The sequence below is a fragment of the Pseudomonas guariconensis genome (assembly GCF_015680235.1).
GTDB lineage: Bacteria > Pseudomonadota > Gammaproteobacteria > Pseudomonadales > Pseudomonadaceae > Aquipseudomonas > Aquipseudomonas guariconensis_A.
In genome coordinates, this window is the sequence record NZ_JADLJL010000001.1 from 368026 (window position 1) to 383107 (window position 15082).

15 protein-coding genes are annotated in these 15082 nt (G+C 64.1%); 7 read left to right on the plus strand and 8 right to left on the minus strand.

What is annotated here, in order from left to right; translation table 11 throughout:
- Positions 1–83: 83 nt before the first annotated feature.
- The 5 genes from galU to IRZ56_RS01705 all read right to left on the minus strand — a co-directional run bounded on the left by galU (position 84) and on the right by IRZ56_RS01705 (position 4493).
- On the minus strand, positions 84–923 hold the full coding sequence (gene galU, locus IRZ56_RS01685; protein WP_084859143.1) for a UTP--glucose-1-phosphate uridylyltransferase GalU: 840 nt from the start codon (positions 921–923) through the stop codon (positions 84–86).
- Between the two features lie 48 nt (positions 924–971).
- Entirely contained in the window at positions 972–2333 is a 1362-nt protein-coding gene (locus IRZ56_RS01690; RefSeq protein WP_196143311.1) for a UDP-glucose dehydrogenase family protein, read from the minus strand.
- Between the two features lie 87 nt (positions 2334–2420).
- Positions 2421–3335 carry a c-type cytochrome gene (locus IRZ56_RS01695; protein ID WP_196143312.1) on the minus strand — a complete coding sequence of 305 codons (915 nt, stop codon included), beginning with the start codon at positions 3333–3335 and terminating at the stop codon, positions 2421–2423.
- Complete coding sequence (locus IRZ56_RS01700; RefSeq protein ID WP_196143313.1) at positions 3332–3982, minus strand: c-type cytochrome; 651 nt, start codon at positions 3980–3982, stop codon at positions 3332–3334. The genes IRZ56_RS01695 and IRZ56_RS01700 overlap by 4 nt, the downstream gene beginning before the upstream one ends.
- 145 nt (positions 3983–4127) lie before the next feature.
- Positions 4128–4493: a hypothetical protein gene (locus tag IRZ56_RS01705; protein WP_196143314.1), complete on the minus strand. Its 366-nt coding sequence runs from the start codon at positions 4491–4493 to the stop codon at positions 4128–4130.
- Between the two features lie 161 nt (positions 4494–4654).
- Between IRZ56_RS01705 and IRZ56_RS01710 the strand changes: the two genes are divergently transcribed.
- Genes IRZ56_RS01710 through IRZ56_RS01720 form a run of 3 tightly spaced genes read left to right on the plus strand, consistent with a single transcriptional unit; the run spans position 4655 to position 6258 of the window.
- Positions 4655–4957: a DUF1883 domain-containing protein gene (locus IRZ56_RS01710; RefSeq protein ID WP_084859148.1), complete on the plus strand. Its 303-nt coding sequence runs from the start codon at positions 4655–4657 to the stop codon at positions 4955–4957.
- Between the two features lie 9 nt (positions 4958–4966).
- Complete coding sequence (locus IRZ56_RS01715; protein ID WP_172403075.1) at positions 4967–5137, plus strand: hypothetical protein; 171 nt, start codon at positions 4967–4969, stop codon at positions 5135–5137.
- A 35-nt stretch (positions 5138–5172) separates the two neighbouring features.
- A complete protein-coding gene (locus IRZ56_RS01720) occupies positions 5173–6258 on the plus strand; it encodes an NAD(P)H-dependent flavin oxidoreductase (RefSeq protein ID WP_196143315.1) in 1086 nt (361 codons plus the stop codon).
- On the opposite strand, the gene IRZ56_RS01725 is transcribed toward IRZ56_RS01720, so the two are convergent.
- Positions 6259–7644: an amino acid permease gene (locus tag IRZ56_RS01725; protein ID WP_196143316.1), complete on the minus strand. Its 1386-nt coding sequence runs from the start codon at positions 7642–7644 to the stop codon at positions 6259–6261. It abuts the gene before it with no gap.
- A gap of 367 nt (positions 7645–8011) precedes the next feature.
- Between IRZ56_RS01725 and gcvA the strand changes: the two genes are divergently transcribed.
- Positions 8012–8908, plus strand: a complete 897-nt coding sequence (gcvA, locus tag IRZ56_RS01730) for a transcriptional regulator GcvA (RefSeq protein WP_196143317.1) — start codon at positions 8012–8014, stop codon at positions 8906–8908.
- A 112-nt stretch (positions 8909–9020) separates the two neighbouring features.
- Positions 9021–10271, plus strand: a complete 1251-nt coding sequence (locus IRZ56_RS01735; protein ID WP_196143318.1) for an aspartate aminotransferase family protein — start codon at positions 9021–9023, stop codon at positions 10269–10271.
- 11 nt (positions 10272–10282) lie between these two features.
- On the opposite strand, the gene IRZ56_RS01740 is transcribed toward IRZ56_RS01735, so the two are convergent.
- Positions 10283–10582 (minus strand): hypothetical protein, encoded by a 300-nt coding sequence (locus IRZ56_RS01740; protein WP_084859152.1) that lies wholly within the window; start codon positions 10580–10582, stop codon positions 10283–10285.
- 360 nt (positions 10583–10942) lie between these two features.
- Here IRZ56_RS01740 and IRZ56_RS01745 point away from each other — a divergent pair, with 360 nt between their 5' ends.
- Complete coding sequence (locus IRZ56_RS01745; RefSeq protein ID WP_196143319.1) at positions 10943–11371, plus strand: hypothetical protein; 429 nt, start codon at positions 10943–10945, stop codon at positions 11369–11371.
- A 23-nt stretch (positions 11372–11394) separates the two neighbouring features.
- Here IRZ56_RS01745 and dsdA read toward each other — a convergent pair whose 3' ends face one another.
- On the minus strand, positions 11395–12756 hold the full coding sequence (gene dsdA, locus IRZ56_RS01750; RefSeq protein WP_196143320.1) for a D-serine ammonia-lyase: 1362 nt from the start codon (positions 12754–12756) through the stop codon (positions 11395–11397).
- Between the two features lie 148 nt (positions 12757–12904).
- Here dsdA and fusA point away from each other — a divergent pair, with 148 nt between their 5' ends.
- Positions 12905–15019: an elongation factor G gene (fusA, locus tag IRZ56_RS01755; protein WP_196143321.1), complete on the plus strand. Its 2115-nt coding sequence runs from the start codon at positions 12905–12907 to the stop codon at positions 15017–15019.
- Positions 15020–15082 lie beyond the last annotated feature (63 nt).

Here is a 15082-nt window from a genome sequence, read left to right on the forward strand (position 1 = left end):
CCCTTTTAGGAACGGGCTTATGCCGCGATGGGGCGCGTAGCGGCCCCAATGAATGTCACGCGTGATTTCGAACCGGAGGCGAATCAGTACGCCTTGCCGGTCTTGTAGTAGTTCTCGAAGCAGAAGTTGGTCGCCTCGATGTAGCCTTCGGCGCCACCGCAGTCGAAACGCTTGCCCTTGAACTTGTAGGCCAGCACGCAGCCGTCTTGGGCCTGCTTCATCAGCGCGTCGGTGATCTGGATTTCACCACCCTTGCCTGGCTCGGTGTTCTGGATGATGTCGAAGATATCCGGGGTCAGGATGTAGCGGCCGATGATCGCCAGGTTCGACGGGGCATCTTCGGGCTTGGGCTTCTCGACCATGTTGGTCACCCGGTAAATGTCATCGCGGATCATGTCACCGGCGATCACACCGTACTTGTTGGTTTCCTGCGGGTCGACTTCCTGGATGGCGACGATCGAGCAGCGGAACTGGTTGTACAGCTTGACCATCTGGGTCAGGATGCCGTCGCCCTCGGGGTTGACGCACAGGTCATCCGCCAGCACCACGGCGAACGGCTCGTCGCCGATCAGCGGACGGCCGGTCAGAATGGCGTGGCCCAGGCCTTTCATCTCGGTCTGGCGGGTGTAGGAGAAGGAGCACTCATCCAGCAGGCGGCGAATACCGACCAGGTACTTTTCCTTGTCGGTGCCCTTGATCTGGGTTTCCAGCTCGTAGCTGATGTCGAAGTGGTCTTCCAGGGCGCGCTTGCCGCGGCCGGTAACGATGGAGATTTCGCTCAGGCCGGCATCCAGGGCCTCTTCGACGCCATACTGGATCAGTGGCTTGTTGACCACCGGCAGCATTTCCTTGGGCATGGCTTTGGTAGCAGGCAGGAAGCGAGTGCCGTAGCCGGCTGCCGGGAACAAGCATTTCTTGATCATATACATCCTTAAACAAAGGCTGGGCCTGTGGAGTTCGGCGCAGTCTAATCAGGCGGCACTCACCTTACAATGCCCTGCCCCTGGCCGACCGATGCCATGATAGAGATAACCCAGTGCCGATAGTTCCGACGGGTCATAAATATTGCGACCATCGAACAGCACCGGCATGCGCATAAGGCCGCGCACGCGCAGGAAATCCGGTTGACGGAACTGCTTCCATTCGGTCACCAGCACCAGTGCGTCGGCCCCCTCGACACAGGCATAGGGGTCCTGGGTCAGGCGCAATTGGGCGCTGGCCAACGCCTGCGGATAACGTGCGGCGACCCCGCCCAGGGCGGCCGGGTCGCACGCCCGCACCCGTACCCCCGCAGCCAACAGGGCGTCGAGCAGCACCAGGCTGGGGGCTTCGCGCAGGTCGTCGGTCCCCGGTTTGAAGGCCATCCCCCAGATCGCCACGTTACGCCCACGCAGGAAGCCGCCGAAGTGCTGGCGCAGGGCTTCGAACAGCAAGGTCTTCTGCGTTTCGTTGCGCGCCTGCACGGCCTGGAGAATGGCCGGCTGGTAGCCCTGCTGCTCGGCGCAGTGGATCAACGCACGCACATCCTTGGGGAAGCAGGAGCCGCCATAGCCGAAGCCGGCGTAGATGAAATGGCTGCCGATACGCCGGTCGCTGCCGATACCCCGGCGCACCTGCTCGATATCCACGCCCAGGCGCGCGCAGAGCCCGGCCAGTTCATTGACGAAGGAAATGCGCGTGGCGAGGAAGGCGTTGGCCGCGTACTTGCTGAACTCGGCGGCGCGCGTGGACATCAGCAGCACCCGCTCGCGGTTGCGCACGAACGGCGCATAGAGGCGCTGCAGGCACTGGCTGGCCGGTTCACTGTCGCTGCCGATGATGACCCGGTCGGGGCGCATGAAGTCATCCACGGCGCTGCCTTCCTTGAGAAACTCAGGGTTGCTCGCCACCTCCACGGCAAAGCGCGCACCCCGCTCGCGCAGCCCATTGGCGATATGCCGGGCGACGCGCTCGGCTGTGCCCACCGGCACGGTGGACTTGTTCACCACCAGGCACGCCCTGCTCAAGTGGCGACCAAGGCTGTCGGCCACACCCAGCACATGTTGCAGGTCGGCCGAGCCATCCTCCTGGCTCGGCGTGCCGACGGCGATGAACACCACCTCGGCACCTGCCAGGGCCTGGCCCCATTGGTTGCTGAACCTCAACTGGCCGGTACCCAAGCCGGTCTGCAGCAGCGCCTGCAACCCGGGTTCGTAGATCGGGCATTGCCCCTGACGCAATTGCGCCAGGCGCGCCTGGTCGCGCTCCAGGCACACCACGCGGTTGCCCATTTCGGCAAAACAGGCCGCCGTGACCAACCCCACATACCCCGCCCCGATCACACAGAGTTCCATGGCCGCGCTCCCTTTCGAAGATTGCGGCCATTGCACCCCAGGCGCCGTTGCAGGGCCGTGACAGGTCGGGGTCAAGGGTGTGACACGTCAACTGCCGGTGCCCTGCCCGACCAGCACGCCATCGACCTTCTGCCCGTACAGGTTGACACCGTCATTGGCGTGATACTTCACTCGGGTCTTCTCGATCGAGCCGTCCACCAGGCGCGGATCCTGGGGGCGTTCGTGGCGGTTGATCCACGCGGCCACGTCCCAGGCCTGCTGGTCGCTCAGGCTGCCGGCGCGCCCCAGGGGCATGTTGTGCTTGATGAACGAGGCCGCAGTATTGATTCGGTGCATACCGGCGCCCCAGTTGTAGGAGTCCTTGCCCCACAACGGCGGCATCACGTACTCGCCGGCCACCTTCTGGCCTTCGCCCTGGTCACCGTGGCACAGCGCGCACTGCTCGCGATAGACCTGCTCGCCGCGCTTGAAATCATAGCCAGCGGCCGGCTGCGCCACTTCCGGATAGCCACGCCCTGGCGTCTCGACCCCCGTGGGTGCCTGGGTCGACAGCCAGTAGGCGTAGACACTGAGCGCCGTCATCTGCGGGCTGTCGGCCGCCGGCGGCGTGCCATTCATGCTGAACTGGAAGCACCCCTGGATACGCTCGGCGAAGGTGTTGACCTTGTCGTTCTTCTTGCGATAGGCCGGATACATCGGGTAGGCGCCCCACAGCGGTGCGGAATAGGCCAGGCGCCCTTGGTCCAGGTGGCAGTTGCTGCAGTTCATGCCGTTGCCCACCGCTTCGGGCATCAAGCGTCGGGTGTCGACGAACAGGGCATGCCCCTGGCGCACCATTTCGCCGAAGGCATTGTCGGGCAAGTCGCTTTCGGCCGGCGGGTTGAACTTCGGCGCGCCCTGGCTGCCGGGCACCTTGAGCTGGGACTGGTCTTCCATGGCGATCGGCGTCGCCTGGGCATTGCTCAGGGCCAGTAATACCAGGGCTGGGTATATCGGCTTCATGGCTGGGCCTCCTGGCTGACGGGCTGGGCGAAGAACGCGGCGACGGCCTTGACCTCGTCATCGGTCATGGCCTTGGCCACGCCGACCATCAACTGGTTGGGATCGTTGCTGCGGCTGCCGTCGCGCCAGGCATTGAGCTGCGCCACCAGGTAACTGGCCGGCTGCCCGGCCAATGGCGGGAAGTGCTCACCGACGCCACCACCGCCCGGACCGTGACACTGCACGCAGCCTGGTATCTGGCGGCTCCAGTCGCCATAAAGGGCCAGGCGCGACACCGGGTCCTTGGCGATCTGCTGGCGGCGCAGGTTGGGTGCAGGGTCGGCAGGCAGGCTGGCGAGGTAGGCGCTGACGGCCTTGATTTCTTCCTCGTCCAGGGCCTTGGCGAGCGGTTCCATGACGGCCTGCTTGCGGCTGCCCTTGCGAAAATCGCTCAATTGCTTGCTCAGGTAGCCGGCCGACAGGCCAGCCAGGCGGGGGAAGCCGGCGGCGGCGATGCCTTTGCCGTCCGGGCCATGGCAGCCCAGGCAAGCCATGGCGGCGGGGTTCTGCCCGCCCTGGGTGAAGATCTTCTGGCCATCGACGGCATGCGCCGTGGGCCAGGCCAGGATCAGCAGGCTGCCGATCGCGACGCGACTCAACGGTTTCATCACGGAACGCTCCATTTTCCTTGTTATAAGCTTAGGCTTATTCGGTATAAGCCAAAAAAGAGTAGGCCTATCCCCGGTGGGGAACAACGCCCACCGGACAAGAAAATGGCAATTTGCCTGCTAATCGCTCATTAACTGAGCTGGATCAAGATCCTGAGATGCACTGGGTCGCCGCGGTGCGCACGTCACCCAGGCGCAGGGGGAAGTTGTTCAGGCGCTCGTGCAGCTTGATGCTGCTGCCACTGCCACGTTTGTCGATGTCCACCAGCGCCGCAGGACCGGCACCTGCGGACAGTTTCTGCGGCACGATCAGGCGCAGGCCATCGTCGCCCAGGGGCTCTTCGACCAGAGGGTCGCGGGTTTCGGCCAACTTGCTCTTGACGCAGTCGGCATACTGGCGAGGCGTCTTGCCGGACATCACGTCCAGGGTCTCCCGGGATTGTTCAAGCTCCGAAACACTGACACAGCCGCCCAGCGCCACCAACGACATCGCCGCTACCAACCCCTTCATTCGCACCACCTTTCGATCGACAAGAAACGGTTGGACAACAGCCGGGCGGATTTGCTCCCTGCTTTGGCAGATTTATCTTTGGCCTAACCATCCGGGCGCGAGTCCATCCTGACATCGTGGTATCGTTTGCCTTTGCTGAACCAATCCTTGCGGAGCACCCCATGAAATTCGTACACCAGCGCGAGCACCTGAACGAGGACGACGTGGTCGTCATCGAATGCTCCCAGCGCTGCAATATCCGCCTGATGAACGACGCCAACTTCCGCAGCTTCAAGAATGGCGGCCGGCACACCTACCACGGTGGCCACTTCATCAAGTTCCCAGCCAAGATCACCGTACCCAGCACCGGCTTCTGGAACATCACCATCGACACCGTGAGCCCGCGCCCGATCTCGGTGACGCGCAAGCCGACCTTCACCCACAAGATCAAGATCATTCGCCGTTCGTCCTCCAGACTCGGATAAGGCCCCGCCATGACCCAGACCATCAAATACGTGATCAAGTACAAGCTCGACGGCGAGCGCCGCTGGGACTTCGCTTTGATGCCCGACGCCTCCCAGGAACAGGCCCTGGAAGCGCTGCGCAAGATCCATGGCGAAGACGCCGAGAAAATCAGCGACATCCAGGTCAGCAAGGCCCTGTAATTCCCCGCCCGATCCTCGCCCACAAGGAGTAGCGCATGAGCAACTGGCCCGACCGACGCATTCTCGATCTGCTGGGCATCGAGTTGCCCATCCTCCAGGCCCCCATGGCGGGGGCCACCGGGTCGGCCATGGCCATCGCCGTGGGCAACGCCGGCGGGCTCGGCGCCCTGCCCTGTGCCATGCTCAGCGCCGAGCAGGTGCGCGCCGAGATCGAGGCGTTTCGTGCAGGCTGCCAGGGCCCGCTCAACCTGAATTTCTTCTGCCATCAGCCGCCGGCGCCCGACGCCGAGCGCGACCTGCGCTGGAAGCAGGCACTCAAGCCCTACTACGAGGAAACGGGGGCGGACTTCGACGCACCGACACCGGTCTCAAACCGCGCACCGTTCGATGAGCAAAGCTGCCAGTTGGTAGAGCAACTACGCCCCGAGGTGGTGAGCTTTCACTTCGGCCTGCCCCAGGCCGACCTGCTGCAACGGGTCAAGGCCAGTGGCGCCAAGGTGCTGTCCAGCGCCACCACGGTGGAAGAAGCGGTGTGGCTTGAGGCCAATGGCTGCGACGCGATCATCGCCATGGGCTACGAAGCGGGTGGTCATCGCGGCATGTTCCTGAGCGAAGACATCACCAGCCAGGTCGGCACCTTCGCCTTGGTGCCCCAGGTAGTGGATGCGGTCCAGGTACCGGTGATCGCTGCCGGCGGCATCGGCGACCACCGCGGCCTGGTCGCCGCCCTGGCCCTGGGCGCCTCGGCGGTGCAGGTGGGCACCGCTTACCTGTTCTGCCCGCAGGCCAAGGTATCGCCGGCCCATCGCCGCGCGCTGGACAGCGCCCCGGCCAGCGACACGGCATTGACCAACCTGTTCACCGGTCGCCCCGCCCGCGGCATCAACAACCGCATCATGCGCGAGCTGGGGCCGATGAGCCCGCTGGCACCGCGTTTCCCGCTGGCCGGGGGTGCGCTGATGCCTTTGCGGGCGATCCGTGACCCTCAAGGCAACAGCGACTTCAGCAACTTATGGGCGGGCCAGGCGTTGCGCCTGGGGCAACACCTGGATGCGGGCGAGCTGACCCGGCAGATCGCGGGCCAGGCCCTGCAGCAGCTGGGCCTGGCTCCACGAATGTAGTCAGGCAGGCTGCGCGGCCCTTGCAGCTGCACGCCGACGGGTCAAGGCGATCAGCAGGATGAAGCAGGTCACCCCGGCAGTCATCAGCGTCTCGTAGCGGTAGGCATCGCTGAACAACATGTAGCCCAGCACCATGACGATCAGGCCGATCACCAGCCAGGTCAGCCAGGGGAACAGCCACATCTTCAGCGCCAGCTCCGCGCCTTCGCGCTCAGCTCGGGCACGCATGCGCAGTTGCGACACGGCGATCACCAGGTACACCAGCAAGGCGATGGCGCCGGTGGTCGACAGCAGGAAGCCGAATACCTTGCCTGGGAACACATAGTTGACGAAGCAGCCGACGAAGCCCGCCAGGGTGGACAGCACCACCGCCACGGTGGGCACGCCGTTGCCGGAGATGCGCTTGATCGTCCGCGGAGCCTCGCCCCGTGCACCCAGCGAGTAGAGCATGCGCGACGCAGTGTAGAGGCCTGAGTTCATGCAACTGGTCACCGCCACCAGTACCACCAGGTCTACCATCAGCTTGGCACCCGGTACGTTCAGCACCTCGAGTACGCGCTGGAACGAACCAACGGCCTTCAGGCCCGGGTCGTTCCAGGCCACCAGCGACACCACCAGGAAAATGGACGCCAGATAGAAGATGGCGATGCGATACACCACCAGGTTGGTCGCGCGGCGGATCTTCTCCTTGGGGTTGGCGGTCTCGTCGGCCGCGATGGTGACGATTTCCGCGCCGAAGAACGAAAAGATGGTGATCAGCACGCCCCCGAGCACGGTACCGAAGCCATTGGGCATGAAACCGCCGTTGGCCCACAGCTGGCTGACACCGGAGGTCTCGGCCAAGGGCCAGACGCCGAACACGGCAAGGCTGCAGATACCGATGAAAGCCAGGATGGCGATCACCTTGACCAGGGCGAACCAGTATTCGAACTCACCGAAGTTCTTCACGCTGATGAGGTTGGTGCCCGACAGCACGATCATGATCAGGAAGGCAAACAGCCAGGACGGCACCGCCGGGAAGTAGGCGTGGAGGATGTCCGCGCCAGCGATGGCCTCGACCGGGATGATCAACACCCAGAACCACCAGTACAGCCAGCCGATGGTGAAGCCCGCCCATGGGCCGATAGCCTCGGCAGCATAGGTGGAGAACGAACCGCTGTTGGGGTTGGCGATGGCCATTTCGCCGAGCATGCGCATCACCAGCAGGACCAGCAGGCCGGTCATGGCGTAGGAGATGAGGATGGCCGGGCCGGCGGTGGCGATGGCGTTGGAGGAGCCGATGAACAGGCCCGCGCCGATGATGCCGGCGATGGAAATCATGGAAACCTGACGCGACGTCAGGCCGTGCTGCAGCGAACGCTGTTTCTTTTGTTGTTGCGATGCCATGGGGAACCCTCGAATGGGTCGGCCGCCGCAAGGGGCGGCTGAAAAATGGAGCAGAATGCGGGTAAGTCGTAATTGCTGAGTTGTTGTTGTTTTGTTCGGAAACAGGCGCGGAGCACGCCTGCGTGCCGATCATCCGAACGTCAAGGCCGCGTGCGGATAGTTATCCTGGGCGCATAACTTTCGGCACAACCAATACGCGTGGGCAGATCGACAACCTTCATGTTTTTCTCCTACATCGACAGCGGGTTGTAATCGTTGACGCGGGTCAGTATTAATCTATAAGGCGAGGTCAACAAACGACCTTTTCGAAGCACATAATTCCGTTTAGGAATGAATTCGTTCCATTTTTGCTCGGTACGCGCTGCCCATGTCCAAACGCCTGATGCCCTCCACCACCGCCCTGCAGTGCTTCGAGGCAGCTGCCCGCCACCTGAGCTTCACCCGCGCCGCACAGGAGCTGCACCTGACCCAGAGCGCGGTCAGCAAGCAGGTGGCGCAGCTCGAGGACATGCTGTCGCACCCACTGTTCCAGCGCATCCGCCGGCGCCTGCACCTGACGCCGGCCGGCGCGCTGTACCTGACCGAAGTGAACAAGATCCTCACCCAGATCGACATCTCCAGCCGCTACATCCTCAGCTACGGTGACGAGACCGAGGTGCTGCGCATCGCCACCCAGCCGACCTTCGGCGCGCGCTGGCTGGTGCCCAGGCTCAAGGGGTTCGGTGAACGCCACCCGCGCATCCACCTGGATATCCGCAACGAGCTGGAGCCGTTCGACCTGCTGCAGGCCAAGGCCGACATCGCTTTCTTCTTCGGCCAAGGCACCTGGCCGGGCGCCACCTGCATCGAGCTGTTCAGCGAAGAAGTGGTGCCGGTCTGCGCACCGGGCCTGCGCGAGCAGCACCGCCTGGACAGCGCCCAGGCACTCACCGAGTACCGCCTGTTGCAATGCGCCTCGCGGCCGGAGGCATGGCATGAATGGTTCCTCGGCCTGGGCCTGCACAGCGAGAACAGCTATCACGGCCCGCGTTTCGACACGTTCTACCTGTGCATCCGCGCGGCCATTGCCGGCTGCGGCATCGCCCTGATCCCGCGCTACCTAGTGGCCGAGGAGCTGGCGGAAGGCAAGCTGGTGGTGGCCTGGGACCACCCGGTGGCGAGCAACGGCAGGCATTTCATCGCCCATGCCGAACATGCGGCCGAGGTGCCCAAGGTACGGGCGTTCGTGCAATGGATACGAGAACGCGTGGCCCAAGGCCTGTAAAACGGTTTTATTCACGAATTAAAGGAATGACCGCAATCGAATAATTCGTTTGCACAAGTAGAGGCCGGCACGCTTCGATAATAAAAAACCCAAACAAAAGGTTTGCGTGCACATGCAACAGGAAAGTATCAGCCAATCCATTGCCATCGTTCATCCGATTACACTTTCCCATGGCCGCAATGCCGAAGTCTGGGATACCGACGGCAAGCGTTACATCGACTTCGTCGGTGGCATCGGGGTACTCAACCTGGGCCATTGCAACCCCGCCGTGGTAGAGGCGATCCAGGTTCAGGCCACTCGCCTGACCCATTACGCGTTCAACGCAGCGCCCCACGGCCCATACCTGGAACTGATGGAGCGGCTGCGACACTTCGTGCCGGTCAGCTACCCCTTGGCGGGCATGCTGACCAACAGCGGTGCCGAAGCGGCTGAAAATGCCCTGAAAGTGGCACGCGGCGCGACGGGCAAGCGTGCCATCGTCGCCTTCGATGGCGGGTTCCATGGGCGCACTCTGGCCACCCTGAACCTCAACGGCAAGGTAGCGCCCTACAAGCAACGCGTGGGTGAGCTGCCGGGGCCGGTCTACCACCTGCCCTACCCCAGCGCCGATACCGGGGTGACCTGCGAACAGGCGCTCAAGGCCATGGACCGGCTGTTCAGCGTCGAGCTGGCGGTGGAGGACGTGGCGGCATTCATCTTCGAACCGGTGCAGGGCGAAGGCGGCTTCCTGGCGTTGGACCCGGTATTCGCCCAGGCACTACGCCGATTCTGCGACGCGCATGGGATTCTGATCATCATCGATGAGATCCAGTCCGGGTTCGGCCGCACCGGCCAGCGCTTCGCCTTCCCGCGCCTGGGGATCGAGCCAGACCTGTTGTTGCTGGCCAAGAGCATCGCCGGTGGCATGCCCCTGGGCGCCGTAGTCGGGCGCAAGGCGATCATGGACTCGCTGCCCAAGGGTGGCCTGGGCGGCACCTATTCCGGCAACCCGATCGCCTGCGCGGCGGCACTGGCCAGCCTGGCGCAGATGAGCGACGAGAACCTGGCGACCTGGGGCGAGCGCCAGGAACAGGCTATCGTCGCACGCTACGAACGTTGGAAGGCCTCTGGCCTGACCTCGGCCCTGGGCCGCCTGACAGGCACCGGGGCCATGCGCGGCCTGGAGTTGGTCACTGCCGACGGCAGCCCGGCACCTGCGCAGCTGGCCAAGGTGATGGAGGCTGCGCGAGCCAAAGGGCTGTTATTGATGCCCAGCGGCAAGGCGCGGCACATCATTCGCCTGTTGGCCCCGCTGACCATCGAACCTGACGTGCTCGAGCAAGGCCTGGATATCCTCGAGCAGTGCCTGGCCGAACTGGACTGAGCTCCGGGCTTTCAGAGCCCCAGTTCCTCGGGCGTGAGCATGTCGGACTCGAAGGCGATCCAGCCGCCTTCGAGCTCGGCGTGGCCGTTGACGATGGGGCCGTAGTAGGTCAAGCCGTTTTCCAGGGTCACGCAGATATGCGTGGCGGGCTTTTCCGGCGCCGCCAAGGTACCAACGAAGTGCACTTTCTTCAGGGTTTCGGTAACCGCTTCCAGACCCACGCGCATGTTGGGATTTTCCATTGCTTCGGCATCGCCCCCACGGTCTTCGGCGCTGACGGTTACGGTGGCGATGTAGGGGTATTTGCTCAATCGAGGTGCCTCGTGAAAACTGGGACGGCGCTGCAGGCGCCAGGGGCCTAGTGTGGTGTTTCACAAATAACAACCATAAGTCGCGGCGCTTTTTGGTCGTATTTGCAAAACACCACACTAGGGTACGGCAGGTAATGGCCAGGCGCGAGGGGCGCAGGGAATATTTGTACGGGCATACTGGCCCAATCGCCGGCAAGCCGGCTCCCACAAGCATGAAGTCAGCGCAGGCCTGGTGGGAGCCGGCTTGCCAGCGATTAGGCCTGTGCTGAGGAGACCTCCTTCTGCCCACCGACATGGCCTCCCCCGACCCAATCTGTTAGGGTGCCCGCCGATGCACGCCACACCACACGAGGATCCCGAGTGAGCGCCGAAGAACCCCTGATCGCCGACCTGTTCGAGGTCGACAAACGCCTGACCCTCAAGCCCGTCGTGGATTTCAACAGCTACCTGCGCAACGCCTTCGGTGAAGGGGTCTGCCGCTGCCACCGTTGCGCCGACCTGGGCGGCGACGAGAGCGGCTACGCCCACCGCCACACCTTCGCGCTGGAAGGCCGCACGCTGCATCGGCGCTTCGCCAACACCGCCGGCAGCGATGTGCTGCAGGTACTGAAGAAGGCCTGGCTGTCCTACACCAAGGCCGACCTGCAGCAGGTGGGCGAACTGGACCTGGCCACCGTCAAGGCGTTCACCGAGGCGGCGCTGCACGAACGCCTGCTGGCCCTGCTGCCCGCCAGCGGCCTGGCCCGGGAAAGCGACGGCCAGTGGCACCTGCTGGCCCTGGCCGACTGACGCACACCGCTGGCCGCCCGGGCTCAGTGCCCCTGGCGGCCATGCAGGATGGCGCGACCCTTCTCCAGGTACGCATCCATCTCCTGCTGCGGCACCATGCTGCCGCCCGTCGCCCATACCAGGTGGGTGGCATTGGCCATGCGCCGCGCGTCTAGCCCCATGCGCTGGCGATACCCTTGGTTTTCCAGCAGCACCTGGCCCATGCCCGGCACGCCCGCCGCCGCCGAGGGCTCCAGCTGCTCGTCTTCGAGCCGGTCCATCAGGGCCAGCAGGCGGAACAGTTCGGCATCGCTGACGGTGTAATAGCCATCTACCAAACGCTGCATGCTGCGCCCGACGAACCCCGAGGGCCGTCCGACCGCTAGCCCGTCGGCGGCGGTATGGTTGTCCAGGCCGAAGTCATAGACCGAGACCTGCTCGTGCAGCCCGGTATAGACCCCCAGCAGCATGCATGGCGAATGGGTGGGCTCGGCGAATAGGCAATGCACCGCATCGCCGAACGCCTGCTTCAGGCCAAAGGCCACACCACCGGGCCCACCGCCGACGCCACACGGCAGGTAGACGAACAACGGGTGGTCGATATCGACCTGGATGCCTGCGTCCTGCAACTGCCCGCGCAGGCGCTCGGCGGCCACGGCGTAGCCGAGGAACAGATCGGTGGAGTTTTCGTCATCGACGAAATGGCAGTTAGGGTCGGCATCCGCTTCGCGCCGCCCTTGGGCCACGGCAACGCCGTAGTCGGCCTCGTATTCGCGCACCTCCACGCCACAGGCGCGTAGGCGATCCTTCTTCCATTGACGGGCATCGGCGGACATGTGCACCGTGGTCCGGAACCCAAGCCGGGCCCCCATCATACCAATGGACAGCCCCAGGTTGCCGGTGGAGCCGACGGCGATGCTGTATTGGCCGAAGAAGGCGCGCGCCGCGTCGCTGTCGAGCCTTGCGTAATCATCCCCGGGCTTGAGCAGGCCGTGGGCCAGGGCGAGGTCCTCGGCGTGCTTGAGCACCTCGTAGATACCGCCCCGGGCCTTGATCGAACCGGAAATGGGCAGCTGGTTGTCGGCCTTGAGCCACAGCCGGCCGCTGGGTGCGATATCCAACTCGTCGCACAGCGCGGCCTGCAGGGTCGGCAAGGGCCGCAAGGGTGACTCGATGAGGCCTGCGGACGCCACCGTCTGCGTAAACGCCGAGGCGATGAACGGCGCAAAACGCTCAAGCCGGGCGCTGGCCTGGGCGATATCGGCAGCGCCCAGCGGCACATCGGCAAGCGCTTGTGCGCTGGGCACGACGCCCGGGTTGAACCAGGCAACCTGCGCATGGCGCACCAGGTCGGCGATCAGCGGGTGCTGCTGGCACCAGGTTTCCAGCGGAACGGCAAGGGCCATGGGGGACTCCAGGGAATCGGCGAACGAGCCCTGGATTAGGCGGCACATGCCCTTGCCTTGGCAACCGTCGGATACTCAGCCGCCGCCCCGGCAGGTTCGTCATCGTCTGCTACCTTGGGAGAACCCGCTCACCCACAGGTGACTGACCATGGCCCGCACGACTCCCATCGAGCTGTACCGCAACATCGGCATCGTCGCCCACGTCGACGCCGGCAAGACCACCACCACCGAACGCATCCTGTTCTACACCGGGGTCAACCACAAGATGGGCGAGGTCCATGACGGCGCCGCCACCATGGACTGGATGGCCCAGGAACAGGAGCGCGGCATCACCATCACCTCGGCGGCCACCACGGCCTTCTGGCAAGGCTCGACCAAGCAGTTCGCCGACAAGTACCGCTTCAACATCATCGATACCCCCGGCCATGTGGATTTCACCATCGAGGTGGAGCGGTCGTTGCGCGTGCTCGACGGCGCGGTAGTGGTGTTCAGCGGCGCCGACGGGGTCGAGCCGCAATCGGAAACGGTGTGGCGCCAAGCCAACAAGTACCATGTGCCGCGCCTGGCCTACGTCAACAAGATGGATCGCCAGGGCGCCGACTTCCTGCGGGTGGTGAAACAGATCGACCAGCGCCTGGGCCATCACCCGGTACCGATCCAGCTGGCCATCGGCAGCGAAGAAACCTTCGCTGGGCAGATCGACCTGGTGAAGATGAAGGCCATCTACTGGAACGAGGCCGACCAGGGCACCAGCTACCGCGAGGAAGAGATCCCTGAGGAGTTGCGCGACCTGGCCGAGCAATGGCGGGCGCACATGATCGAAGCCGCGGCCGAGGCCAACGACGAGCTGACCATGAAGTTCCTCGACGGTGAGGAACTGAGCATCGACGAGATCAAGGCCGGCCTGCGCCAGCGCACCCTGGCCAACGAGATCGTGCCGACCATCCTCGGTTCGTCGTTCAAGAACAAGGGCGTGCCGCTGATGCTCGACGCGGTGATCGACTACCTGCCCGCCCCCAGCGAGATTCCGGCGATCAAGGGCACCGACCCGGACGATGAGGACAAGCACCTGGAGCGCCACGCCGACGACAACGAGCCCTTCTCCGCCCTGGCCTTCAAGATCGCCACCGACCCCTTCGTCGGCACCTTGACGTTCGCCCGGGTGTATTCCGGCGTGCTCAGCTCAGGCAATGCCGTGCTCAATTCGGTCAAGGGCAAGAAGGAGCGCATCGGCCGCATGGTACAGATGCACGCCAACCAGCGCGCCGAGATCAAGGATGTCTGCGCCGGCGATATCGCCGCACTGATCGGCATGAAAGACGTGACCACCGGCGATACGCTGTGCGACATGGACAAGCCGATCATCCTCGAGCGCATGGACTTCCCCGACCCGGTGATTTCCGTTGCCGTGGAACCCAAGACCAAGGCCGACCAAGAGAAGATGGGCATCGCCCTGGGCAAGCTGGCCCAGGAAGACCCGTCGTTCCGAGTCAAGACCGATGAAGAAACCGGCCAGACGATCATCTCCGGCATGGGCGAGCTGCACTTGGACATCATCGTCGACCGCATGAAGCGCGAGTTCAACGTCGAGGCCAATATCGGCAAGCCACAAGTGGCCTACCGCGAGAAAATCCGCAATACCTGCGAGATCGAGGGCCGGTTCGTGCGCCAGTCCGGCGGACGCGGCCAGTACGGTCATTGCTGGATCCGCTTCGCCCCGGGCGACGAGGGCAAGGAAGGCCTGGAATTCGTCAACGAGATCGTCGGCGGCGTGGTGCCGCGCGAGTACATCCCCGCGATTCAGAAAGGCATCGAGGAACAGATGAAGAACGGGGTGCTGGCCGGCTACCCGCTGATCAGCCTGAAAGCCGCGGTATATGACGGCTCGTATCACGACGTCGACTCCAACGAGATGGCCTACAAGATCGCCGCGTCGATGGCCACCAAGCAGCTGTCGCACAAAGGCGGCGCGGTGCTGCTGGAACCGGTGATGAAGGTGGAAGTGGTGACCCCCGAGGAGTACCAGGGCGACATCATGGGCGACCTGAGCCGGCGTCGGGGGATGATCCAGGACGGTGACGAGACACCGGCGGGCAAGGTGATCCGTGCCGAGGTGCCGCTGGGCGAGATGTTCGGCTACGCCACGGCCATGCGTTCGATGACCCAGGGCCGGGCAAGCTACTCGATGGAGTTCACCCGGTACGCCGAAGCGCCCGCAAGCATTGCCGATGTGATCGTCAAGAAAGGGCGCGGGGAATCCTGAATCGCTCGCCTGCTCCTCGTAGGAGCGGCCTTGCGCCGCGAAAGGGCCGTGAAACGGCCCCGG